The 20,837-nt window shown below is 65.7% G+C and carries 22 protein-coding genes; 8 read left to right on the top strand and 14 right to left on the bottom strand.

Annotated features, from left to right (window positions below):
• Nucleotides 1–7: 7 nt before the first annotated feature.
• Genes E5X34_RS18135 through tsaD form a run of 6 tightly spaced genes read right to left on the bottom strand, consistent with a single transcriptional unit; the run spans nucleotide 8 to nucleotide 4,020 of the window.
• Nucleotides 8–433 (bottom strand): DUF1761 domain-containing protein, encoded by a 426-nt coding sequence (locus E5X34_RS18135; RefSeq protein WP_292567437.1) that lies wholly within the window; start codon nucleotides 431–433, stop codon nucleotides 8–10.
• A gap of 50 nt (nucleotides 434–483) precedes the next feature.
• Nucleotides 484–1,182: a methyltransferase gene (locus E5X34_RS18140; RefSeq protein WP_292567440.1), complete on the bottom strand. Its 699-nt coding sequence runs from the start codon at nucleotides 1,180–1,182 to the stop codon at nucleotides 484–486.
• Entirely contained in the window at nucleotides 1,137–1,562 is a 426-nt protein-coding gene (locus tag E5X34_RS18145) for an EVE domain-containing protein (RefSeq protein WP_127884354.1), read from the bottom strand. The genes E5X34_RS18140 and E5X34_RS18145 overlap by 46 nt, the downstream gene beginning before the upstream one ends.
• Before the next feature lie 27 nt (nucleotides 1,563–1,589).
• A complete protein-coding gene (locus tag E5X34_RS18150) occupies nucleotides 1,590–1,886 on the bottom strand; it encodes a YciI-like protein (RefSeq protein WP_127250186.1) in 297 nt (98 codons plus the stop codon).
• A 17-nt stretch (nucleotides 1,887–1,903) separates the two neighbouring features.
• On the bottom strand, nucleotides 1,904–2,923 hold the full coding sequence (locus E5X34_RS18155; protein ID WP_292567442.1) for an NAD(P)H-dependent glycerol-3-phosphate dehydrogenase: 1,020 nt from the start codon (nucleotides 2,921–2,923) through the stop codon (nucleotides 1,904–1,906).
• Nucleotides 2,920–4,020, bottom strand: a complete 1,101-nt coding sequence (gene tsaD, locus E5X34_RS18160; RefSeq protein WP_292567523.1) for a tRNA (adenosine(37)-N6)-threonylcarbamoyltransferase complex transferase subunit TsaD — start codon at nucleotides 4,018–4,020, stop codon at nucleotides 2,920–2,922. The genes E5X34_RS18155 and tsaD overlap by 4 nt, the downstream gene beginning before the upstream one ends.
• Before the next feature lie 212 nt (nucleotides 4,021–4,232).
• Between tsaD and hemC the strand changes: the two genes are divergently transcribed.
• The 6 genes from hemC (at nucleotide 4,233) to E5X34_RS18190 (ending at nucleotide 10,377) form a co-directional block, all read left to right on the top strand.
• Nucleotides 4,233–5,156, top strand: coding sequence for a hydroxymethylbilane synthase (gene hemC / locus E5X34_RS18165; RefSeq protein WP_292567446.1), 924 nt, complete (start codon nucleotides 4,233–4,235; stop codon nucleotides 5,154–5,156).
• A 1-nt stretch (nucleotide 5,157) separates the two neighbouring features.
• A complete protein-coding gene (locus tag E5X34_RS18170; protein ID WP_292567449.1) occupies nucleotides 5,158–5,871 on the top strand; it encodes a uroporphyrinogen-III synthase in 714 nt (237 codons plus the stop codon).
• A 206-nt stretch (nucleotides 5,872–6,077) separates the two neighbouring features.
• Nucleotides 6,078–7,547: a phage tail protein gene (locus tag E5X34_RS18175; RefSeq protein ID WP_292567452.1), complete on the top strand. Its 1,470-nt coding sequence runs from the start codon at nucleotides 6,078–6,080 to the stop codon at nucleotides 7,545–7,547.
• A 10-nt stretch (nucleotides 7,548–7,557) separates the two neighbouring features.
• Nucleotides 7,558–9,129: a heme biosynthesis protein HemY gene (locus E5X34_RS18180; RefSeq protein ID WP_292567455.1), complete on the top strand. Its 1,572-nt coding sequence runs from the start codon at nucleotides 7,558–7,560 to the stop codon at nucleotides 9,127–9,129.
• Between the two features lie 33 nt (nucleotides 9,130–9,162).
• The gene (locus E5X34_RS18185) at nucleotides 9,163–9,642 is read left to right on the top strand and encodes a TerB family tellurite resistance protein (RefSeq protein WP_292567458.1); all 480 of its coding nucleotides are present in this window, start codon (nucleotides 9,163–9,165) and stop codon (nucleotides 9,640–9,642) included.
• A gap of 18 nt (nucleotides 9,643–9,660) precedes the next feature.
• Nucleotides 9,661–10,377: a glutamine amidotransferase gene (locus E5X34_RS18190; RefSeq protein ID WP_292567461.1), complete on the top strand. Its 717-nt coding sequence runs from the start codon at nucleotides 9,661–9,663 to the stop codon at nucleotides 10,375–10,377.
• A gap of 54 nt (nucleotides 10,378–10,431) precedes the next feature.
• Here E5X34_RS18190 and E5X34_RS18195 read toward each other — a convergent pair whose 3' ends face one another.
• Entirely contained in the window at nucleotides 10,432–10,698 is a 267-nt protein-coding gene (locus E5X34_RS18195) for a hypothetical protein (RefSeq protein ID WP_292330702.1), read from the bottom strand.
• 131 nt (nucleotides 10,699–10,829) lie between these two features.
• Between E5X34_RS18195 and E5X34_RS18200 the strand changes: the two genes are divergently transcribed.
• A complete protein-coding gene (locus E5X34_RS18200) occupies nucleotides 10,830–11,093 on the top strand; it encodes a hypothetical protein (protein ID WP_292567466.1) in 264 nt (87 codons plus the stop codon).
• Nucleotides 11,094–11,177: 84 nt separating this feature from the next.
• Here E5X34_RS18200 and E5X34_RS18205 read toward each other — a convergent pair whose 3' ends face one another.
• The 7 genes from E5X34_RS18205 to E5X34_RS18235 all read right to left on the bottom strand — a co-directional run bounded on the left by E5X34_RS18205 (nucleotide 11,178) and on the right by E5X34_RS18235 (nucleotide 20,010).
• Nucleotides 11,178–12,416 carry an MFS transporter gene (locus E5X34_RS18205; protein WP_292567469.1) on the bottom strand — a complete coding sequence of 413 codons (1,239 nt, stop codon included), beginning with the start codon at nucleotides 12,414–12,416 and terminating at the stop codon, nucleotides 11,178–11,180.
• 141 nt (nucleotides 12,417–12,557) lie between these two features.
• A complete protein-coding gene (locus E5X34_RS18210; protein ID WP_292567472.1) occupies nucleotides 12,558–13,658 on the bottom strand; it encodes an aminotransferase class I/II-fold pyridoxal phosphate-dependent enzyme in 1,101 nt (366 codons plus the stop codon).
• A 107-nt stretch (nucleotides 13,659–13,765) separates the two neighbouring features.
• Entirely contained in the window at nucleotides 13,766–14,227 is a 462-nt protein-coding gene (locus tag E5X34_RS18215) for a MucR family transcriptional regulator (RefSeq protein WP_292567474.1), read from the bottom strand.
• Nucleotides 14,228–14,432: 205 nt separating this feature from the next.
• Nucleotides 14,433–15,137 (bottom strand): ROK family protein, encoded by a 705-nt coding sequence (locus tag E5X34_RS18220; protein ID WP_292567477.1) that lies wholly within the window; start codon nucleotides 15,135–15,137, stop codon nucleotides 14,433–14,435.
• An 18-nt stretch (nucleotides 15,138–15,155) separates the two neighbouring features.
• Nucleotides 15,156–16,532 carry a glucose-6-phosphate dehydrogenase gene (gene zwf, locus E5X34_RS18225; protein WP_292567480.1) on the bottom strand — a complete coding sequence of 459 codons (1,377 nt, stop codon included), beginning with the start codon at nucleotides 16,530–16,532 and terminating at the stop codon, nucleotides 15,156–15,158.
• 13 nt (nucleotides 16,533–16,545) lie between these two features.
• Nucleotides 16,546–17,559 carry a phosphogluconate dehydrogenase (NAD(+)-dependent, decarboxylating) gene (gene gnd / locus E5X34_RS18230; RefSeq protein ID WP_292567482.1) on the bottom strand — a complete coding sequence of 338 codons (1,014 nt, stop codon included), beginning with the start codon at nucleotides 17,557–17,559 and terminating at the stop codon, nucleotides 16,546–16,548.
• Nucleotides 17,560–17,592: 33 nt separating this feature from the next.
• Nucleotides 17,593–20,010, bottom strand: a complete 2,418-nt coding sequence (locus E5X34_RS18235) for a glucan 1,4-alpha-glucosidase (protein WP_292567485.1) — start codon at nucleotides 20,008–20,010, stop codon at nucleotides 17,593–17,595.
• A gap of 197 nt (nucleotides 20,011–20,207) precedes the next feature.
• On the opposite strand from E5X34_RS18235, the gene E5X34_RS18240 reads away from it, so the two are divergent.
• On the top strand, nucleotides 20,208–20,837 hold a 630-nt coding region (locus E5X34_RS18240; protein WP_292567488.1), incomplete at its 3' end, for a substrate-binding domain-containing protein.

Below are 20,837 nucleotides of genomic sequence, written 5' to 3' on the forward strand. Positions count from 1 at the left end.
CCTGTTGTCAGCCCGCTGGTGCCGCGGGCGCGCCGAACCAGCCGATGACGGCGCCGATGATCAGCATCACGCCCAGCCAGTGGCCGGCATCGATCAGGGTCAGCGCCCAGCCGAAACCTTGATAGCGGTGGTTGACGGCAAGCGTGGTGACGATGAACCCCAGCCAAAGCACGAAGCCGAACAGCAAGCCTGCGACCGGGTTCGGTTCCCCGCCAGTTATGGCGCCCACCACCAATGTCAGGACAAGCGCCATGACCAGCTCGGCGATGAAGCTGATGATGAACGGAACGGCCGAGCGCTGCATGGTGGCAGGGTCGAGCTTGGCCGCCTTCAGCCAAGGCTTGCTCAGGCTCATATACCAGGCCGCGCCGAACAACCATGCGACGACGGCGGCGACAACCACCGCCAGCCAGTTCACGACCGAAAAATCCATGCTTTCCCCTCCAGATCGAGACGCGATGGAACGCTTGTTCGGCGATCGCGTCAAGCGAGGCGCCAGACGGTCGTGCGCTTGACTTCGGCATCCTCCAGCACGCGCGTCACCGGAACCTGGTAGACGGCAAGTGATTGCAGCCCGGTTCTGGGGAGGTAGGCGCGGCCGGGGTCGCCGACGAGGATCTCGGCGCCGCGCGCCCGCAGGCTCGTGAACCAGGGCAGCAGCCTGTCAGCGAAAGCCTTGTCGTAAAAGACGTCGCCGGCAAGCAGGACGTCCCAGCCATCGTCGGCGCCGATGCAATCCGCGCCGAGGAATTGCGCTTCGACGCCGTTGGCTTCGAGGTTAAGCGCGATCGCCGTCTCGCAGAAAGGATCGATGTCGGCGGCGATCACTTGCGCAGCACCTGCCTTCATCGCGGCAATAGCAACGAGGCCTGAGCCGGAGGCGAAGTCGAGCACGCGTCTGCCGCGCACCGTCCCGGGATTGTCGAGCACATAGCGGGCGAGGCCCTGGCCGCCGGCCCAGGCGAAGGCCCAGAAGGGGGGCGGCAGGCCGATCTCGGCCAGCTCCTCCTCGGTGCGCAGCCAAAGATCATGCGCCTCGTCGGCGAGGTGCAAAAGCACTTCCGGCACATGCGGCGGCGCCATCAGCGCCGTGTTGTCGAGGATGAACTTTTTGGCGCTCCTGGGCGTAAGCTTCGTCACGGCGCCGGGTTGAGCTCGGCCATGCGGCAGACCTCTTTCCATTCGGCCGGCGTCACCGGCTGCACGGAAAGCCGGCCGAGCCGGACCAGCGCCATCTCGGCCAATTTCGGGTTGGCCTTGACCTGCTCCAGCGTCACCGGCTTCGGCACGTCCTTGAAGGCGCGGATGTCGACGCATTCCCAGCGCGGATCGTCGGTCGTCGTATCGGGATGCGCCAGCGCGCAGACCTCGGCGATGCCGACGATGTTCAGCCCCTCATTGGAATGATAGAAGAAGCCGAGATCGCCGATCCGCATCGCCTTCATGTTGTTGCGCGCGGCGTAGTTGCGCACGCCGTCCCATTGCGTGCCGGCCTTGCCCTTGGCCTTCAGCGCCTCGAAGGAAAAGACCGAGGGTTCGGACTTGAACAGCCAATAGTTCATTTGTTCCTCCAGCGCAGGCGGTTGGGATTAACTAGCCGCAGGCTTGTTGAAGGTCCAGTTCCACTGACGGATCTCGACGCTTTCGAACAGGCCCGCCTTGGCGTAGGGGTCGGCCGCCGACAGCGCCTGCGCTGCCGCCAGGTCCGGCGCCTCGACCACCACGAGGCTGCCGTCCGGCTTGCCCTCGGCGTTCAGGAACGGTCCGGCGAAGGCGAGCTTACCCTCGCCATTCAATCCCTCCAGGAACGCGACGTGGGTGGGCCTGGTGTCGATGCGCAGCTGCAGGCTGCCGGGCTTGTCCTTGCAAATCAACGCAAACAGCATTTTTCAACTCCGATGGTTCATATGTCGGTTTCGGTCTTGAGCGGGCGTGTCATCAGCGCGGTGACCGCCTGGCCGATGGTGATCTTGCCGTCGAGGATGGCGGCGACGGCCGAAATGATCGGCGCCTCAATGCCGCGCTCGGCGGCGATACGGGCGGCAATGCCGGCCGTCGGCACGCCTTCGGCCAGCGGCAGGCCGGCAAGCGGCTTGCCCTGGCCGAGCGCCAGGCCATAGGCGAAGTTGCGCGACTGTGCCGAGGAGCAGGTGAGCAAGAGGTCGCCGAGGCCGGAAAGCCCCATCAGCGTCTCCGGCTTCGCGCCGAAAGCGGCGCCGATGCGGCGCAGCTCGACGAAGCCGCGCGTCACCATGGCGGCCTGGGCGCTGGCGCCGAGGCCCGCGCCAGTGACGGCGCCTGCGGCGATGGCAAAGACGTTCTTCAGCGCGCCGCCGATCTCGACGCCGATCAGGTCGTCGCTGGAATAGCAGCGCAGGTTCTCCGCCGAGAAGCGGGCGGCAAGCTCGGCCGCCAACTCCGCCTCGCGGGCCGCGACTACGACGGCCGTCGGCAGGCCGCGTGCGACATCGCTGGCAAAGCTCGGGCCGGAAAGCGCCGCGACCGGATTTTTGGGCAGGCTTTCCTCGACGATCGTCGAGAGCAGCGCGCCGGTGTCGCGCTCGATGCCCTTGGCGCAGAGCACCAGCGGCGCTCCCCGGGGCACATGGTTGCGAGCGGCGGCCAGGACGGCGCGCAGAGACTGCGCGGGCGTCACGGCGAGCACGCAGTCGGCACCGTCGAGCGCAGCCGCCATATCGCTGGTCGCCGGGATGCCGGGCGCGATCTTGATGCCGGGCAAATAGCGCGGGTTCTCGCCGCGGGCGATGGCGGCGACGGTCTCAGTGTCGCGCGCATAGAGCCGCAGGTCATGGCCGGCGCGCAGCATGGCAAGGGCCAGCGCCGTGCCCCAGGCGCCGCCGCCCAGCACCGCGACGCGCCAGCCGCTGCCGGATTTCGTGCCGCTCGTTCCCTTGGCGCTCATGCCTTGGCCCCACGCCGGCCCGAGCCGACCATGGGCGCGGAAACGCTGTCGAGCGGCCAGCGCGAACGCGGCACGAAGTCGGCGCTATTTTCGTCGGCGATGCCGGCGCGCAGGCGTTCGATGCCGGCCCAGGCGATCATCGCCGCATTGTCGGTGCACAATTTCTGCGGCGGCGCGACAAAGGCGAAGCCGGTTTGCGCGCAAAGCGCTTCGAGCGTCGCCTTGATGGTGCGGTTGGCGGCAACGCCGCCGGCGACGACCAGCGCCGGTTTTGCCTGGTCGGGAAATTCCTGGCGAAAGCGGGCAAGCGCGCGGCCAACACGGTCGCCCAGCGCGTCGGCCACCGCCGCCTGGAACGAGGCGCAGATGTCGGCGACGTCCTGGTCGCTCAACGGCGCAATCGCGGTCGCCGCCTGGCGCACCGCCGTCTTCAGGCCGGAGAAGGAGAAATCCGGCTGCGCCGAGCCTTTCATCGGGCGCGGGAAGGCGAAGCGACTCGCATCGCCTTTAGCCGCCGCCTTCTCGACATTCGGGCCGCCGGGATAGGGCAGGCCGAGCATCTTGGCGGTCTTGTCGAAGGCTTCGCCCAGCGCATCGTCGATGGTCGTCGCCCAGCGCTGGTAGTCGCCGACGCCGCGCACCGCGACGATCTGGGTGTGGCCGCCGGAGACGAGCAGCAGCAGGTAGGGGAAGTCGAGACCGTCGGTCAGCCGCGCGGTCAGCGCGTGGCCCTCGAGGTGGTTAATGGCGATCAGCGGCTTGTTGGCGGCCGCGGCGATCGCCTTGGCCGTCATAAGGCCGACGATCAGCCCGCCGACAAGGCCGGGACCGGCGGTGGCGGCGATGGCGTCGACCTCGTCCAGCGAGACGGACGAGTCAGCGAGCGCCGCCTCGACGATGCCGTCCAGTGCCTCGACATGGGCACGCGCGGCGATCTCCGGCACGACGCCGCCAAAGGCGGCATGCTCCTCGATCTGGCTCAACACCACATTTGATAGGATCTTTGGGGACAGGATTTCGGGCGCGGAGCCGCCGTCCAGCGCCACTACGCTGGCCGCCGTCTCGTCGCAGCTCGTCTCAATGCCCAGAACGCGGATCAATTGGTCGCTGACCTCAAAGATTGTATCACCAGAGGTCTATCGATATTCAGGTGATGCCGGCCTGCAAATGACGGGTTCCTGCGCTTCCGGTGCTCACGTACTTCAAGTACGCTCCGCTCCGGTTCTCGGAACCAACCATTTTCGGCGCGGCCTGACCTGAATCTCGACAGACCTCGGCCAAGGACGGGGGTTATCACGGACCGCGCGCCATGCAAACTTTGAAAATCGGAACACGCGGCAGCCCGCTGGCGCTGGCCCAGGCGCATGAGACACGGGCGCGGCTGATGCAGGCGCATGGGCTGCCCGAGCAGGCGCTCGAGGTGGTGCCCATCTCGACCAGCGGCGACCGTATCCAGGACCGGCCGCTCTCGGAGGCCGGCGGCAAGGGCTTGTTCACCAAGGAAATCGAGGAAGCGCTGCTCGACGGCCGCATAGACATCGCAGTGCATTCGTCGAAAGACATGCCGACGGTGCTGCCCGACGGGCTGGAACTTGTCACCTTCCTGCCGCGCGAGGACGCGCGCGACGCTTTCATCGGCAAACGGGTGAAGCGGATCGCCGACCTGCCACATGGCGCGGTGGTTGGGTCGTCGTCGCTCAGGCGCCAGGCGCTGCTTCGCCGCATGCGGCCGGATTTCGAGGTGGTGATCTTCCGCGGCAATGTGCAGACAAGGCTGCGCAAGCTGGAAGAAGGCGTCGCCGAGGGCACGATCCTGGCCTATGCCGGGCTGAAGCGGCTCGGGCTCGAACATGTCATCGCCGACCTGATGTCGCTCGAGCATTTTCCGCCGGCGCCGGGGCAAGGCGCGATCGGCATCGAAACCCGCATCGGCGACCGCGACGTCGAAAAAATGCTGGCGGCGATTCATCACGTGCCGACCGGCCAGGCACTCGCCTGCGAGCGCGCCTTTCTCGCCGCGCTCGACGGCTCCTGCCGCACGCCGATCGCCGGCCATGCGACGGTCGCAGGCGAAAAACTGTCCTTCGCCGGGCTGATCATCTCGCCCGACGGCACGCAATCGCATGAGGTACGGCTGGAAGGCGAGGCCGCGGACGCGGCGGAGATCGGGCTCGACGCCGCGCGGACGGTCCGCGCCAGGGCGGGCGCTGAATTCTTCGACGGCTGGGCCTGACATGGTCCGCGTCCTGGTGACGAGGCCGGAGCCCGGCGCGTCGCGCACGGCACGACGCCTCGAAACCCTGGGATTCCAGCCTGTCCTGCTGCCGCTGACCGAGACGAGGGCATTGCCGGTCGAGGCGAGCATCGGCGCCGATGCCGTCGCGGTTGCGGTCACCAGCGCCAATGCGGTGCGCCACGCGCCAAGGGCGCTGGTCGCGTCGCTTGCGGGCCTGCCATGCCACGCGGTCGGCAAACGGACGGCCGAAACCTGCCGCGCGGCGGGATTTTTATCGGTCGCGGAAGGTCCGGGCGATGCCGAGGCGCTGGCCGGCGCCATCGCCGGCGGCCTTGCCGGCAAGGCAATCGTCTATCTGTGCGGCCGCGTCCGCTTTCCGGTGTTCGAGCAGCGAATGACGGCGGCGGGCGTCCATGTCCAGCCGATCGAGACCTACGACACGACAGGCGTCGACCATGGCGATGCCGATGTGGTCGCCGGCCTGTCGGGCCAGCCGGTCGAGGCCGCGCTGCTCTATTCAGCCAAGGCCAGCTTAGCGCTGGTCGGCCTGATGGCGCGGCCGACGCTACGGTATCTCTTTGAAAAAACGCAGTTCCTGGCGCTCTCGACGCGCGTCGGCCAGCCGATGGAAGGCATTGCCGGCAGCAGGGTCCGCGTCGCATCTCAGCCTGAGGAAGAGGCGCTGCTCGCGCTTTTGTCGCAACCGCGCTAAGGCGTTTCACCGTTTCACGGAAACGGTGAAACGCCTTAGCTCTTTGTTTTTACGCAATTCCGGACGGAAAACCGCTCACACTTTTCCTGGAATTGCTCTAGGCCGCGTCATCACACCGCCCCTTTTCACCGCTTGGTGATGTGCTAGAGCATCCTGACGCTCTGGACCCTTCGATCCATCCCCAAGCCATTTTGCGGAGCCCAAGCATGGTCAAGACGCCGAAGATGCGACATTCGAAGACCCGGCGCGAGCCGGTGACCATCGAACTCGAGCCCGGCGCCGTCTCGCGAATCACCGACGAGGATGCCGCGAAGGCCAAGGCCGTGCAGACCGACGAGGCGAAGGCGGAAGAGGCCGCGGCCGCGTCGCAGCCGGAGGCGCCGGAAGAGCCGATCCATGCCGAGCAGGCCGATATCGAGCCGTGGGAGCATAGCGACGCCGCCCAGGCGGCGGCCGAAAAGCCCGAAGCCGGCAAAGGTGAGCCCGAGGCTCCGTATCCAAGCGGCGCCGATGCACCGAAGAGCCAGCCCCAGGGCTTCGACTACAATTTCGAGGACGCATCCGCTGCCGCCGGCGGCCCCTCGGCATCGAAGGCAGGCGAGACGCGAAGCGACACGAGGAGCGAGGATCGCGGGCCGCAGCCGTCGCGGAGAACCGGCGTCAACGCTATCGCCGCCGGCGTCATCGGCGGCGTGATCGCGCTCGCCGGCGCCGGCCTGCTGCAGGCGGTCGGCCTGCTTGGCGCGCCGGGATCGAACGGCGGATCGCTCGAAGGCGTCAATGGCGAGATCGCCTCGCTGAAAAGCGAGATCGTGGCGCTGAAGGAAAGCGGCGACAAGGGAGGCTCCGCCAAGGCGGACGCCCTGTCCACGGCGATCGAGCAGGTCAAGGCGGAAGTGGCGGCGTTGAAATCCTCGGCGGGACAAGGCGGCGACGGCGCGGCGCTCAAGGCGCTCGGCGACAAGGTCGGCCAGATCGAGACCGCCGTTGCCGATCTGCAGAAGAACGGCAACGCGGCACCCGTTGACCTCGGTCCGCTCAACGAGAAGATCGCCGGGCTCGACGCTCTGGTCAAATCGACCGGCGACGCGGCCAAGGCCGAGGATGGCCGGGTGGCGGCGCTGGAGCAGTCCGTGTCGCAGCTTTCCGGCAAGGTTGAGGCGCAGGCCTCGCAGCCCAAGATCGCGCTGGCCATCGTGGCTTCGGCGCTGAAGTCGGCGCTCGACCGCGGCGCGCCCTTCGCGACCGAGCTCGACACTTTCGCGGCCATCGCGCCGGACGCGCCCGAGCTCGCGGCGCTGCGCTCCTATGCCGAGAAGGGCGTGCCGACCCGCGCCACCATCGCTTCGGAGGTTGATGCCGCCGCCAACGCCATGGTCGAGGCGGCGACGCCGGTCGACCAGAATGCCGGTTTCTTCCAGAGCCTGGTGTCGAGCGCGGAATCGCTAGTCAAGGTGCGGCCGGTTGGCACTGTGGAGGGCAAGGGCGCGCCCGAAACGGTCGCCCGCATGGAAGTGGCGGTCAACCAGGGCGACTACGCCAAGGCGCTCAGCGAGTATGACACGCTGCCTGACGCCGCGAAGGCCGCCGGCGCCGACTTTGCCGGCAAACTGAAGGCGCGGCTCGAGGTCGAAAAGCAGCTCGAAGCGCTGATTGCCGGCGCGACGAAGGCGTGAGGACGACAAGATGATCCGCCTTCTCGTCTTCCTCGCCGTCGTCTTCGCGCTGGGGCTCGGCTTTGCCTGGCTGGCCGACCGCCCGGGCGAGATGCTCGTCACCTTCAACGGCTACCAGTACCAAGTCACGCTGATGGTGGCGGCGGTGGCGATCGTCGCCGTGGTCGCCGCGGTGATGATCGTCTGGTGGCTGATCAAGTCGCTGTGGAACAGCCCCTACACGATCTCGCGCTATTTCCGCGTGCGCCGCCGCGACCGCGGCTACCAGGCGCTGTCGACGGGCATGATCGCGGCCGGCGCCGGCGACGGGGCGCTGGCGCGCAAGAAGACCAAGGAAGCGGCGAAGCTGATCAGCTCCGACCAGGAGCCGTTGATCAACCTGCTCGACGCGCAAGCCTCGCTACTAGAAGGCGACCATGAAGGCGCGCGGGAAAAGTTCGAGCGGATGCTCGACGATCCCGAGATGCGGCTGCTCGGCCTGCGCGGGCTTTATCTGGAGGCCGAGCGGCTCGGCGACCGTAACGCCGCGCGCCATTATGCCGGCCGCGCGGCGGCGGTGGCGCCGCAGCTCGCCTGGGCAGCGGAATCGACGCTGGAGGAACTCACCGAACGTGGCGACTGGGACGGCGCGCTGAAGCTGGTCGAGGCGCAGAAATCGACCAGGCAGATCGAGCGCGATGCCGCCAACCGCCGCCGCGCCGTGCTGCTGACGGCCAAGGCGCAGGCGCTCGTCGACAGCGACCCGAATGCGGCCCGCACCGCGGCGCTCGAAGCCAACAAGCTGGCGCCCGATTTCGCGCCGGCCGCGGTGATCGCCGCCGATCTGGTTATCCGGCAAAACGACCTGCGCAAGGGCTCCAAGATCCTGGAAGCCGCCTGGAAGGCCGAGCCGCATCCCGACATTGCCGAGCTTTACACGCATGCGAGGCCGGGCGACGCCGTGCTCGACCGTCTCAACCGGGCGAAGAAGCTGCAGGAATTGAAGAAGAACCACGCCGAGTCGTCCATGGCCGTGGCGCGCGCGGCGCTCGACGCGCAGGACTTCGCCACCGCGCGGCGCGAGGCGGAGGCCGCGATCCGCATGGATCGCCGCGAGGGCGCCTATCTTCTGCTCGCCGATATCGAGGAAGCCGAGACCGGCGACCAGGGCAAGGTCAGGCAGCTGCTGTCCAAAGCCGTACGTGCGCCGCGCGATCCGGCCTGGGTGGCGGACGGCGTCATCTCCGAGCGCTGGGCGCCGGTGTCGCCGGTCACCGGCAAGCTCGACGCCTTCACCTGGCGTGCGCCGATGGAGCGGCTCGGCCAGCTGATCGACAGCGAGACGGATGCCGCGGTGCCGGCAATCACCGCCGCGCCGCCCGCTGCAGCACCCGCTGAAAAGGCGATCGAGAATGTTGCGGACGCGCCTGTCGAGAAGCCCTTGCCGGCGAATGGCGGCGAGAAGGACGCGGCTGTTACGGAAGATATCAGCGAAGCTGAAACCGCCGGGCGGAGTTCGGAATTACCTCCTCTGCCCGACGATCCGGGTGTCGCGCCGGAAGAGGAAGCGGAAAAATCGCCGCGCCGGTTTCGTTTGTTCTGAGGCAGGGTTTTGGCGGGCAAGGAAAAGGTATCGATGTTCGAGCGCGTATTGGCCTTCCTGAGGGATCTGCCTGGAGGCGGCGAGGCCAAGCCGAGCGCCGACGATCCGCGCGTCGCGGCTTCGGCGCTGCTCTATCATGTGATGAACGCCGACGGCGTGCGCCAGGACGTCGAATGGGAGCGCTTCAAGCAGATCCTGGCCGAGACCTATTCGGTGAGCGGCGACGAGCTCGACGCGCTGGCGGCCGCAGGCGAGCGCGCCGACAATGAGGCGATCGACCTCTACGCCTTCACCAGCGTCTTGAAGCGCGATCTCGACGCCGAGGCGCGCAAGGCCTTTATCGGACTGATGTGGGAAATCGTCTATGCCGACGGCGAGCTCGACGAGCTCGAGGACAACACGGTCTGGCGGGTCGCCGAGCTGATCGGCGTCGAGCGCCGTGACCGCATCGAGGCGCGCCGCAAGGCGGCGGCGCAGGTGCCCGGCGTGCGGGGCAAGTCGAGCGACGAATAACGGGACCCATCGCCTTCCATGCCACCCAGAGCGAGGCCGAGACCAAAAATCCTGATCGTGCTGCATCAGGAAACGTCAAGCCCCGGCCGCGTCGGCCATATGCTGCTGGAAGAAGGTTTCGACCTCGACATCCGCCGGCCGCCATTGGGCGACGAATTGCCCTGCACGCTGGACGATCATGCCGGCGCGGTGGTGTTCGGCGGGCCGATGAGCGCCAATGACGAGGACGAGTTCGTCCGCCGCGAGACCGACTGGCTGGAAATCCCGCTCAAGGAGAACCGGCCGTTCCTCGGCATCTGCCTCGGCGCGCAGATGCTCGCCAACCATTTGGGCGGCAAGGTCGAGGGCCATGGCGATGGGTTGGTCGAGATCGGCTGGTATCCGCTGAAGGCGACCGAGGCCGGCAAGCAGCTGCTGCACTGGCCGGAGATGGTCTACCAGTTCCACCGCGAGGGCTTTTCACTGCCGAAGGAAGCGACGCTGCTGGCAACCGCGGAAACCTATCCCAACCAGGCCTTCCGCTATGGCGACAACGCCTGGGGCATCCAATTCCATGGCGAGCTGACCCGGATCATGATGCATCGCTGGGTGGTGCGCGGCGCGCATCGCTTCGAGCTGCCCGGCGCCCAGCCCGGCCGCGACCATCTCGGCGGCCGGCTGATCTGGGACATGCACCTCAAGCGCTGGCTGGGCGAGTTTCTGGGGCTGATTTTTGGCCGGCCGGCGGCGGGGTAGAGTTACCGAATTTGCTTCGAACGGCTGTGCTCGACTCAAAAAATTGCGCCGCCTTCAAGGATTTTGCTCGCTGGTAAGCTCCTGTATTTTCTCGAGGAGATTTTTGACGAGCAGCCGATAGACGCGTGTGAGTTCGTCCGGGGACAGTTCAACCCTGATGTCGTACTTGCCGGAATAGTTCGCCTGGAGATCAACGGTTCCGAACAGCGTCGTCGCGCCATCGCGAATGTCGGTGGCCACGATCATGTTCGCCAATGGCTGATCCAGCAGAATAACGCCTGGTTCTCCGGGATGATTGTGCGTTGTCGTGCGTATTTTCACAACGTAAACCTCCTGTCAGGTGAGAGCCCGCCTCTCCACATCAGCATCGGGCTCTTTCCAAGATAGAAGCCATCCCCTCGAAACGCGAGGAACAAAAACGGATGGTATCGGTGCGGCCCCGAATCTGTGTTATGCGCCGCCCAATCAATCAAAAGGAAGATACTGTGAGCGAACTGACCTTGGCCGAGGCGATCGAAAACATCTATGCCTCACTTCGAGCGGACAATGCCGACCTGGATGCGCATATCGCAACCCTCAAGGCGGCACTGGCACGAGAGGGAAAGAAACAGGCGGTTTTCGATCCGACCAGGCTGGTGCAGAACAACCGCGCCGGCCGCAAGTTGATGCAGGCCTATTTTCGGCAGCGCGGCGTTAGCGTGAGCTTTTCGGAGTAGAACGGTTTCCGACCGTATTTCCTTGATCGACGGCGCAGGCTGATTGGCCCGGCGTCGGATCGGCGGGTTAGGCCCGGCTATTGATCAATTCCGGCTGTTCAGATGCCTTACCTGCCGCAGCGCCGGGAACAGCCAGGCCCACAGCCCCGCAACCGCGACAGCGCCGATGCCGCCGATCACCACGGCGGGAACCGTGCCGATCAGCGCCGCCATGGTGCCGGCACGGAACTCGCCGACCTCGTTGGAGGCGCCGACGAAGACCTGGTTGACGGCGTTGACGCGGCCGCGCACGTCGTCGGGCGTCCAGAGCTGGATCAGCGTCTCGCGGATATAGACGCTGAACATGTCGGTGGCGCCGAGCAAGGCAAGTGCTGCGATTGACAGCCAGGTTATGGTCGAGACGCCGAACAGCACGGTGAAGGCGCCGAACAGGGCGACGAAGCCCAGCATGATCTTGCCCGCATGGTCGCGGATCGGATGGCCGGCGAGCCAGACGGCGACGCAGATGGCGCCGATGCCCGGCGCCGAGCGCAGCAGGCCGAGGCCCCATGGGCCGAGCTCAAGGATATCACGCGCATAGACCGGCAGCAGCGCCGAAGCGCCCGACAGAAGGACGGCGAAGAGGTCGAGTGAGATCGCGCCGAGCACGATCTTCTCGCTCCAGATATAGCCGAAGCCGGCAAACAGCGTCTGCATCGTCGGCTTGTCGGTGGCCGTCTGCTGAGCGGGCTTCGGGATGGTGAAGATCAGCACCGCGGCGGCGAGCATCAATATGGCGGCGGTGGCGTAGGCGACTTCCGCCGAAACGCCGTAGAGCAGGCCGCCGGCGACCGGGCCGACGATGGTCGCCGTCTGCCAGGCCGACGAGTTCCAGGCGATGGCGTTGGCGAAGTCTTCCTGCGGCACAAGATTGGCGAAGAGCGAGGACGAAGCCGGTCCGTAGAAGGCCCGCGCAATGCCGAACATCACCAGCACGATGAAGATCGGCAGCGGGCTGGTCAGGCCGCGCAGCGTCAGAAGCAAAAGGGCCAGCGCGCAGCCGGCCTCGACCAACGTCGCCAGCGTCATGATCAGCCGGCGGCCGAAGCGGTCGGCGACGACGCCGGTGACCAGAACCAGAAGCAGCGAGGGCAGAAACTGGACGATGCCGACAATGCCGAGATCGAACGGGTCGCGGGTCAGGTCATAGACCTGCCAGCCGACGGCGACCGAGACGATCATGGTGGCGAAAGTCGTGAGGAAGCGCGCCGTCCAGTAGCTGAGGAACGGGCGGTGCCGGAACGCGGCGTAGCGCTGGTCGGGTGAGGTTGCTTCGGCTGTCATGGTTCGAGGGCCCCGTTGCGACGATGGCCGGCGGGGCACGGTGGGCGCTGGTCCGGCCAGAACCGTTTAGCCCAGTTCGCTCTCCAGCGCGCGCAAAAATCCGCGCTGGATCAAAGAAAATGCAAACTTTTGAGTGGCGGCTCAGTCCCGCAACGCGGCGGAGATGGCGTCGAGGCCGCCGCGCAGATCCGCTTCCGTCGGCCAGCCGAAGCCGAGGCGGAAGAAGCGCTTCGGCATCTCGAACCAGTGGCCGGGGCCGACATAGGTGCCGTGCTCCTCCAGCAGCCGGGTGTAGAAGCGGTCGAGGTCGAAGCCGGCACCGCCATTGAGCCGCGGGAAGCCGACGACCCCGCCTTGCGGCCGCACCCAGTCGACAAGAGGTTCGCCGTCGATCCAGGCCTGCACGATGTCGCGGCGCCTGGCCATGTCCGGCAGCAGCGAGGCGAGGAAGGCGTCACGCCGTTCGAGCGTGGCGCGGGCGATCACCTCGTCGATGACGCTGCCGCAGATGCCGATCTGCTCCTTGGCGGCGAGGAAGGTTTCCTGCAGCGCCGGATCCCGGGTCAGCAGCCAGCCGATGCGGATGCCCGGAATGCCGAAGGCCTTGGACAGCGAGCAGACGCTGATGGCGCTCGGGCTGAGCGACGCCGCCGCGGGCAGGCGGGTGCCGAAGGAAAGGTCGCGATAGGTCTCGTCGACCAGCAGGCGGCATTTGCGGCTCTCGGCAAGCGCGACCAGCGCGTCGAGATCGGCGCGTGTCATCATCGTGCCGGTCGGGTTGTGCGGGCAGGTGACGCTGATCAGTTTCGTGTTCGGCCGCAGCTCCGCCTTCATGCGTTCGATGTCGACGGCAAAGCCCTGGTCGAAATCGAGATCGACATAGGAGATGGCGCAGCCGATCGCCTTCGGCGTCTCGATGTTGGTGGCGTAGTTCGGCCGCACGACGACGAGATGGTCGCTGGCCGACAGCAGCGCGGTGGCGATGATGAACAGCGCGCCGGCGGCGCCCGCCGTTACCAGCACATCGCCAGGAGAAACGCCCTTGTCCTGCGCGGCGATCAGCGCGCGCAACTCCTTGTCGCCGCGATGCTCGCCATAGAACAAGGTGAGGTCGGGCAGCGTCAGGCCGATGTCGGAAAGCTTCTGGTCGGCGATGGAGCTTTCGGAGAGGTTGTAGCGGATGCGGTCGTAGCCGTATTCCTCCGGCGCTTCCTTCTCGATCAGCATCCTGGCGTAGTTCATGGCTTGCCTCCCCAATCTCCGGTGGTATCAAAGCCACAAAAGCGGAAAGCCTGCCAAGGCAGATTCCTCGGCAGGCTTCCTCAAATCATTGGTGCAGGCGCGTTCTTTCAGGCGGTCGCCTTGGCCTTCCTGCCCTTGGCTGGCTTCACCGGTTCCGGCTCCGCCTTGCGGCCAAGGCCGATCGACTTGGCCAGTTGCGAGCGCGAGGCTGCATAATTGGGAGCGACCATCGGATAGTCGACCGGCAAGCCCCATTTGGTGCGGTAGGCTTCGGGCGTCAGGCCGAAATGCACGCCGATATGGCGCTTCAGCGATTTGAACTTCTTCCCGTCCTCAAGGCAGATGATGTGGTCCGGCGTCACCGAGCGCTTGGGGTTGACCGCGGGAACCGGCGGGGGCGCGGCGGGTTCCGCCGGCTGGCTGATCCCGCCGATCGACGAGGCGACGCTGGCGATCAGTCCGCCCAGGTCCGAAGCGGGCAGGCGGTTTTTCGCGACATAGGCCGATACGATGTGAGCGGTGAGCTCGAGCAGATCGACTTCCTTGGCTGTGCTGGTGTCTTCGTCCACGTAGTCCCTCCATTTCTGCCGCAAGGTCGCGAAACCGATCCGGCTTTCGCGGTGTGTAATGTCAAAGCGCTGTCAGCGTTGTTGGCGAATTCGAAAGCCGCAGGGGCCGCAGGCTGGCGAATTCCTAGTCGGCAAATCTGCGCGACGCAACGTTTGTCGCATCAATACACGCTGTTTTGAACAATTATACTGAAATGTAACAATATCAGACGATCAGCGCCTTGTCGCGCCACAGACGAAATCCACCCTCGAAAGCGCGAGTGTTGTCGCCGCGCCGGGATTTTTCAGGCAATTCATCGAGCTTGTCGACATTGCCGCCGCCGATCACGACATAGTCCGGCTGCAAGGCGGCGCGAAGCCTGCCGACGACGTCGAAAACGTATTTGCGCCACTTCTTCTTCCCGTGCTTCACAAGGCCGCGTTCGCCGACATAATCCTCGAAAGTCGCGCCCTTCTTGTAAGGCAGATGGGCAAGCTCCATCGGCTGGCCGACATTCCTGATGATCATGGCGGCGCCCAGGCCCGTGCCGAGGCCGAGGAACAGCATGCGGCCCCCGTCATAGCTGCCGATCGCCTGCATCAAGGCGTCGTTGACGAGTTTCACCGGCTTGCCGAAGGAGGCGGTGAAATCATAGCCGTTCCAGCCCTTGCCGAGATTGAAGGGATCGAGCGAGGGCTTGTTGTCCCTTACAGGGCCGGGATAGCCCATCGAGATCAAGTCGTAGGTCAAGCCCTCGGCAAGATCCCTGACCGAAGCGACGACCTTGTCTGGCGTCAGGCTCGGGCCGGACGGAACGCGGCGCATCTCGCCGCCGGCGCTGGTGAGGATCTTCACATGCGAGCCGCCGACATCGATGCTGAGCACGATCGGATCGCTGCCCGTCGCGGCGGTCTTTGCTGCCTTCGCCATTTCCCTCCTCCCCGGAAATTATCTGGTCGGATTGATCCAGCCATCCGGCGGGCCGAAACCTTTCATGGCATCAGCCGGCCCCCAGGTCTTGGGCGCATAGATCGCCGGCGGCGTTGTGTCGCCGAGCACCGGGCCGACGATGCGCCAGGCAAGCTCGGCGGCGTCCTGGCGCGTGAACAGCTGGCCATTGCCGTTCATGGCGTCGCCGATCAGCCTTTCGTAGGGCGGCATGTCGCCCTTGGAGTCGTCGAGCGCGGTAAGCTCCACCTGCTCGCCGATCATGTCGTCGCCGGCCCTCTTGCGCTGGGCGCCGATCGAGATCGCCACCTGCGGGTCGATGCGGAAGCGCACGTAATTGGCGTCGTCCGGCTTGATCGGATCGAAGACGTCGAGCGGCGGCCGCTTCAACCGCACGATCACCTCGGTGGCGTGCACCGGCATGTTCTTGCCGGCGCGGATGAAGAAGGGCACGTCGCGCCAGCGCCAGGTGTCGACGAAGAAGCGCACCGCGGCGAAGGTCTCCACCGGCGAGTTGGGCCTGACGCCCGGCTCGGCCAGATAGCCGTCGAACTGGCCGCGCACGACGTCGTCCCTGGTCAGCGTGCGGATGGCGCGCAGCACCTGCACCTTCTCGTCGATCAGGTCGTCGGCCGAGCGGCCGACCGGCGGCTCCATGGCGAGCAGAAGCAGGATGTTGAGCAAATGGTTCTCGATTACATCGCGGATGCAGCCGACATCGTCATAGAACTTGCCGCGGCCCTCGATGCCGAAATCCTCGGCCATGGTGATCTGCACGCTCTCGACGAAGTTGCGGTTCCAGATCGGCTCGAGGAAAGAGTTGGCGAAACGGAAATAGAGCAGGTTCTGGATCGCTTCCTTGCCGAGATAGTGGTCGATGCGGAAGATCGACTGCTCGTCGAACACCAGATGCAGCACCCGGTTCAGCCAGCGCGCCGACTGCAAATCGTGGCCGAAGGGTTTTTCGATCATCAGCCGCGCGCCGCGCGCGGTGCCGGACTGCTCCAAGCCCTGCACGACGGTCTCGAACATCGTCGGCGGCACAGCCATATAGTGCAGCGGGTGTTGCGCCGGGCCGAGCGCCGTCCTCAGCTTCTCGAAGGTGCCGCTGTCGCGGTAGTCGCCGCTGACATAGCGCAGCAGCGAGGCGAGCTTGGCAAAGACCATGTCGTCGATGCCGCCCAGCGCGGTGACGATGCCGTCGCGGGCGCGGTCCACCAGCTTGGGCAGCTCCCAAGGGTCGAAGGCAACGCCGATCACCGGCTCGGCCAACGTTCCCTTGGCGACCATCTGGTAGAGCGCTGGGAAAATCTTCTTGTGCGCAAGGTCGCCGGTCGCTCCGAAAAGCACCAGCGTGTCGGACCTCTCCTGGCTCATGCCGTCTCTCCCCTCACGCGCCGGTCTTGGGCTTTTCGACATGGCCGCCGAAGGCATAGCGCATGGCGGACAGGAGCTTGTCGGCGAATTGCGATTCGCCCTGCGAGGAGAAGCGGTCGAACAGCGCCGAGGACAGGACCGGGGCCGGGACGCCGGTGTCGATCGCCGCCTTCAGCGTCCAGCGTCCCTCGCCGGAGTCGGAGACGCGGCCGCCGAACTGGGCGAGCGCCGGATCGCTCTTTAGCGCGCCGGCGGTGAGATCAAGCAGCCACGAACCGATGACGCTGCCGTGCCGCCAGACTTCGGCGACCTGGGGCAGGTCGATATCGAACTGGTAATATTGCGGGTTTTCGAGCGGGCTGGTCTCGGCGTCGGCGGTGCGCTGCCTTTTGCCGGCATTGGCTGATTTCAGGATGTTCATGCCCTCGGCATAGGCGGCCATGACGCCATATTCGATGCCGTTATGCACCATCTTGACGAAGTGGCCGGCGCCGCTTGGGCCGCAATGCAGATAGCCGAAAGCCGCCGTTCCGTCGGCCTTCGAGGGATTGGCTCCGGCGTCCGGTCCCGGCGCCAGCGTGGCGAAGACCGAATCGAGATGCTTCACCGCTTCGTCCGGGCCGCCGATCATCAGGCAGTAGCCGCGCTCCAGGCCCCAGACGCCGCCGCTGGTGCCGACATCGACGAAGTTGATGCCCTTCACCGCCAGCTTCGCCGCCTGGTCGACGGCATCGTGGTAGTAGGAATTGCCGCCGTCGATGATGATGTCGCCCGGCTCCATCAGCGCCGCCACCTGGTCGACGATCCTGCCGGTAATCGCGGCCGGAAGCATCAGCCAGGCGCAGCGCGGCTTGGCGAGCTTGCCGACGAACTCTTCCAGCGAGGCGGCGCCCACAGCGCCGTCCTTGACCATGCCGGCGACGCTTGCCGAATTGATATCGTAGACGACGCATTCATGGCCGTCGCGCATCAGGCGCCGCACCATATTGGCGCCCATCCTGCCCAGCCCCATCATTCCGATCTGCATGGTTTCATCCCGATTGCTTGAGGAAAGAAGAATTCACTGGCCGTTTGGTTGGTCGATCGCGACGGTGAAGTCGACATTCTCCCAACGCATCGCTTCCGGCCAGAAAAAAGTGAAGACGATGGTGGTTCCCGGTTGCAGGCGGTTAACGAGCAAATCCACCAAATGGATGCCGAACGCATTTTCGACCGTCCTGCTGTCCTGCACCGTCAGCCATTTGTCGCTGCTCCAATGGACGACGCCAGGCGCCGACAGTTCGACGCGCAACAGCTTGCCGGCAGGGATGGAGCGGATCTTGTTGTTGAAGCGCCATGTCCGCAGCGGCGAGACCGTCTTGCCTTTGATGTAGCGCTCGACGCCTTGCGGCGGCAGGTCGAAGACGGCGCCGTCGCGCAGCGACCGCAACAGCTTGATATGCTCGGCATGCGCCCAGACCAGCGGCATGGCGCTGCCGGACGGCTTGCCCAGCCACAGCTCGCGGTCAGGCATGTCGGGGCGATCCCAGACCTGTTCGGGCAGAAGGCCGCCCACGCCCGCCGAGCGTTCGAATGTCTCCAGCAACTGCGCCGCCTTGTCCTTGCGGCCGGCGGCCAGCTCGTAATGGGCGCGCTCGCCGGCAAGCAACGGCCATGGCCGTCCCTGGCCGGTGCCGTCGAAGGGCGCGCCGTCCTCATGCTCGCCATAGCCGTCGCCGCTATAGCGGTACCAGAGCGGCCCTTGCGGCAGGGCGCAGCGCAGCTCGGCGTCGATCGCCTTGACGGTGTTCAGGATGCGCGGGTCGTCCGCGGCCCTGAGGCCGAAACGCACCAGCGCCAAAGCGTCCGGGCTGATGATGGCTTCCGCAGGCCTGTCCGTGTCGGCCGGCGGCCGGTTTTTGATCGGGACAAAACCGTCCTTCGGCGAGGCGGCGCCGCCTTCGTCGGGCGGGACGATGCGAACGTAATAGCCTTCAATTCCCACCTTGGCGCTTACGTCCGTGCCGGTCACATAGGTCCAGCGCTCGATCTGATCGTTCCAGCAATCGGCAGTCTCGCGCAGATAGTTTGCCGGCTCATTTTTGCCGCAGGCATCGAGCATGTCGGCGGCGGCAAGTAGCCCCGCTATCTCGACGGCCAGCGTGAACGGGCTGTAGCCGGCGTCCTCCTCCCAGCGGTCCTCGCCGGTGACCGGGCCGTTGCGCACGACATAGGCGGCCGCGTTCTCGATCATGGCCAGGAAATCGGCGAGTTTCGGCTTCGGCAGATGGCCGGCGCGGCGCAGAGCGTCGGCGAGCAGCAGCGGAAAGGCGCATTCGTCCATCTGGATGCCCGGCCAATAGGCGGTGCCGTCGGACCAGACATTCTGCGGCCAGTGGCCGCCCGGTTGCTGGATCGAACGCAGATAGGCGAGGATCTGCAGCGCCTGCCTGCCGTCGCCGGCGGCGAGGAAGCCGCCCGCCGTCTCGACCAGGTCGCGCGGCCAGACGAGGTGATAGCCACCGAGGTCGTCGTCGCCCTTGTTGAAGCCCCAGGGGATCGACAGGCTGGCTACCGCGGCGCCGGGCCTGGCGACCGACAGATGTGTCGCCAGCACCGCCGTGCTGGCGCGGTAAGTGTTCAGACCGGAGGCGCCGCGGCGGTCGAGCTTTTCCAACCTTGCCTGGAATGTTCGCCAATTGTCGACATAGGTTTTCGCCGCCGGCTCGAAACCCTGTTTCAGGCTTGCCAAAGCGAGGTCGGCGGCTTCTTGCGGCGAAGCGCCGAAGCCGAGGGCCAGCAAGGCGGTGGTCCTGCCGGCCGAAAAGCCGATCTCGCCGGTCAGCGCGACATTGCCGTTCTCCGCCGCCTGGCAGGAAGGATCGAGCGCGCCGCTGTCCTGCAGTTGCCGCCAGCCGTCGGAAAAGCCGACATAGCCGGCCGAACAAGCGCCCCAGGGCAAAGAGGAGGCAAGCGCCAGCGAAACGCCGCGCCCGGTGGCAAACAGAAGGCGCTGTCCCTTGTGTTCGCCGACCCAGGCGGTGTTGCCCATGCCGGCATTGACGAGATGCGGCGCGAGCAGCGCGTAGACGTGATGATCCGCCGCAGAGCCCTTGAGCGCAGTGAAACTGGTTTCCTGCAGCAGAACCGGTCGTTTCGAGTCCGTAACGATTCGTTTTTCAATTCGGTAGGTGCCATCGGCGGCAATGTTGATCAGCCTGTAGCCAGGTACCCCGTCCTCGAAAGGTTCGACGGTATGGGCGGCATCGCGCTTCTCTTCGGAAAAATAGCCGCCGAGGCCGGTGACGATCAGCCCGAGGTCTCGCGTGCAGGCGCTGTCGAGGCGCGGATAATAGATCTCGTTCACAATGCCGTGGCTGATGGTGAACCAGAGCGGGCTTCTTGCCGAAAGGGCGGTTCCGACGCCGCTCTTGGCGCTTGATGTCCAGCGCGCCGGAATTCCGGGCGCGCCTTTGGCAACGGTCGGCGTTACTGCCATCCAAACCTCTCTTCCGTCGCGTTCCTAGACCATCAGCGGGAGGCTTTTCAATCATCGCACCGCAAGTTGATCGGTGTCCCATCAAGCTTTGCAGTTGACAGCTTGCAGTTCCTCCAAATTTGTCTGACAATAGATAAAAAACAGGCGCTACGCGTCACGGCCATTCGTCAAGATCAGCAACCTCGGGAGGAACCGACATGAAGAAACTGCTCGTATTGAGTGCATTAACGGCGATGCTCGCCTCGGGCACCGCGCTTGCCGACACCAGCGGCAAGAAGATCGCCTTTTCCAACAATTATGCCGGCAATTCGTGGCGCCAAGCGATGCTCGACAGCTACGGCATCGTCACCAAGAAGGCGGTCGAGGACAAGGTCGTCGCCGCGGCGGATGTCTTCACCACCGCCGACAAGGAGGTGCCGACGCAGGCCGCGCAGGTGCAGAATCTCATCCTGCAGGGCTATGATGCCATCGTCATCAACGCGGCTTCACCCGATGCGCTCAACGGCGCCATTAAGCAGGCCTGCGATGCCGGTATCGTCGTCGTCTCCTTCGACGGCATTGTGACCGAGCCCTGCGCCTACCGCGTCGTCGTCGACTTCAAGGACATGGGCAAGCAGGAAGTCGAGCAGATGGCCAAATTCCAGCCCAAGGGCGGCAATCTGCTGGAAATCCGCGGCCTCGCCGGCACCTCGATCGACGATGCCATCCATGCCGGCATCCTCGAAGGCGTCGCCGCCCATCCCGAGTTCAAGATCGTCGGCTCGGTGACCGGCGACTGGGACCAGACGACGGCGCAAAAGGCGGTGGCGACCATCCTGCCTTCGCTC

Origin of the sequence: Mesorhizobium sp. (assembly GCF_004963255.1) — a bacterium.
Lineage (GTDB): Bacteria > Pseudomonadota > Alphaproteobacteria > Rhizobiales > Rhizobiaceae > Mesorhizobium.

Coding starts and splice junctions, on each gene's coding strand:
- E5X34_RS18135 (WP_292567437.1), bottom strand. CDS start 433: ATGGATTTTTCGGTCGTGAACTGGCTGGCGGTGGTTGTCGCCGCCGTC.
- E5X34_RS18140 (WP_292567440.1), bottom strand. CDS start 1,182: ATGGAAAGAGGTCTGCCGCATGGCCGAGCTCAACCCGGCGCCGTGACG.
- E5X34_RS18145 (WP_127884354.1), bottom strand. CDS start 1,562: ATGAACTATTGGCTGTTCAAGTCCGAACCCTCGGTCTTTTCCTTCGAG.
- E5X34_RS18150 (WP_127250186.1), bottom strand. CDS start 1,886: ATGCTGTTTGCGTTGATTTGCAAGGACAAGCCCGGCAGCCTGCAGCTG.
- E5X34_RS18155 (WP_292567442.1), bottom strand. CDS start 2,923: ATGAGCGCCAAGGGAACGAGCGGCACGAAATCCGGCAGCGGCTGGCGC.
- hemC (WP_292567446.1), top strand. CDS start 4,233: ATGCAAACTTTGAAAATCGGAACACGCGGCAGCCCGCTGGCGCTGGCC.
- E5X34_RS18170 (WP_292567449.1), top strand. CDS start 5,158: ATGGTCCGCGTCCTGGTGACGAGGCCGGAGCCCGGCGCGTCGCGCACG.
- E5X34_RS18175 (WP_292567452.1), top strand. CDS start 6,078: ATGGTCAAGACGCCGAAGATGCGACATTCGAAGACCCGGCGCGAGCCG.
- E5X34_RS18180 (WP_292567455.1), top strand. CDS start 7,558: ATGATCCGCCTTCTCGTCTTCCTCGCCGTCGTCTTCGCGCTGGGGCTC.
- E5X34_RS18185 (WP_292567458.1), top strand. CDS start 9,163: ATGTTCGAGCGCGTATTGGCCTTCCTGAGGGATCTGCCTGGAGGCGGC.
- E5X34_RS18190 (WP_292567461.1), top strand. CDS start 9,661: ATGCCACCCAGAGCGAGGCCGAGACCAAAAATCCTGATCGTGCTGCAT.
- E5X34_RS18200 (WP_292567466.1), top strand. CDS start 10,830: ATGCGCCGCCCAATCAATCAAAAGGAAGATACTGTGAGCGAACTGACC.
- E5X34_RS18205 (WP_292567469.1), bottom strand. CDS start 12,416: ATGACAGCCGAAGCAACCTCACCCGACCAGCGCTACGCCGCGTTCCGG.
- E5X34_RS18210 (WP_292567472.1), bottom strand. CDS start 13,658: ATGAACTACGCCAGGATGCTGATCGAGAAGGAAGCGCCGGAGGAATAC.
- E5X34_RS18220 (WP_292567477.1), bottom strand. CDS start 15,137: ATGGCGAAGGCAGCAAAGACCGCCGCGACGGGCAGCGATCCGATCGTG.
- zwf (WP_292567480.1), bottom strand. CDS start 16,532: ATGAGCCAGGAGAGGTCCGACACGCTGGTGCTTTTCGGAGCGACCGGC.
- gnd (WP_292567482.1), bottom strand. CDS start 17,559: ATGCAGATCGGAATGATGGGGCTGGGCAGGATGGGCGCCAATATGGTG.
- E5X34_RS18235 (WP_292567485.1), bottom strand. CDS start 20,010: ATGGCAGTAACGCCGACCGTTGCCAAAGGCGCGCCCGGAATTCCGGCG.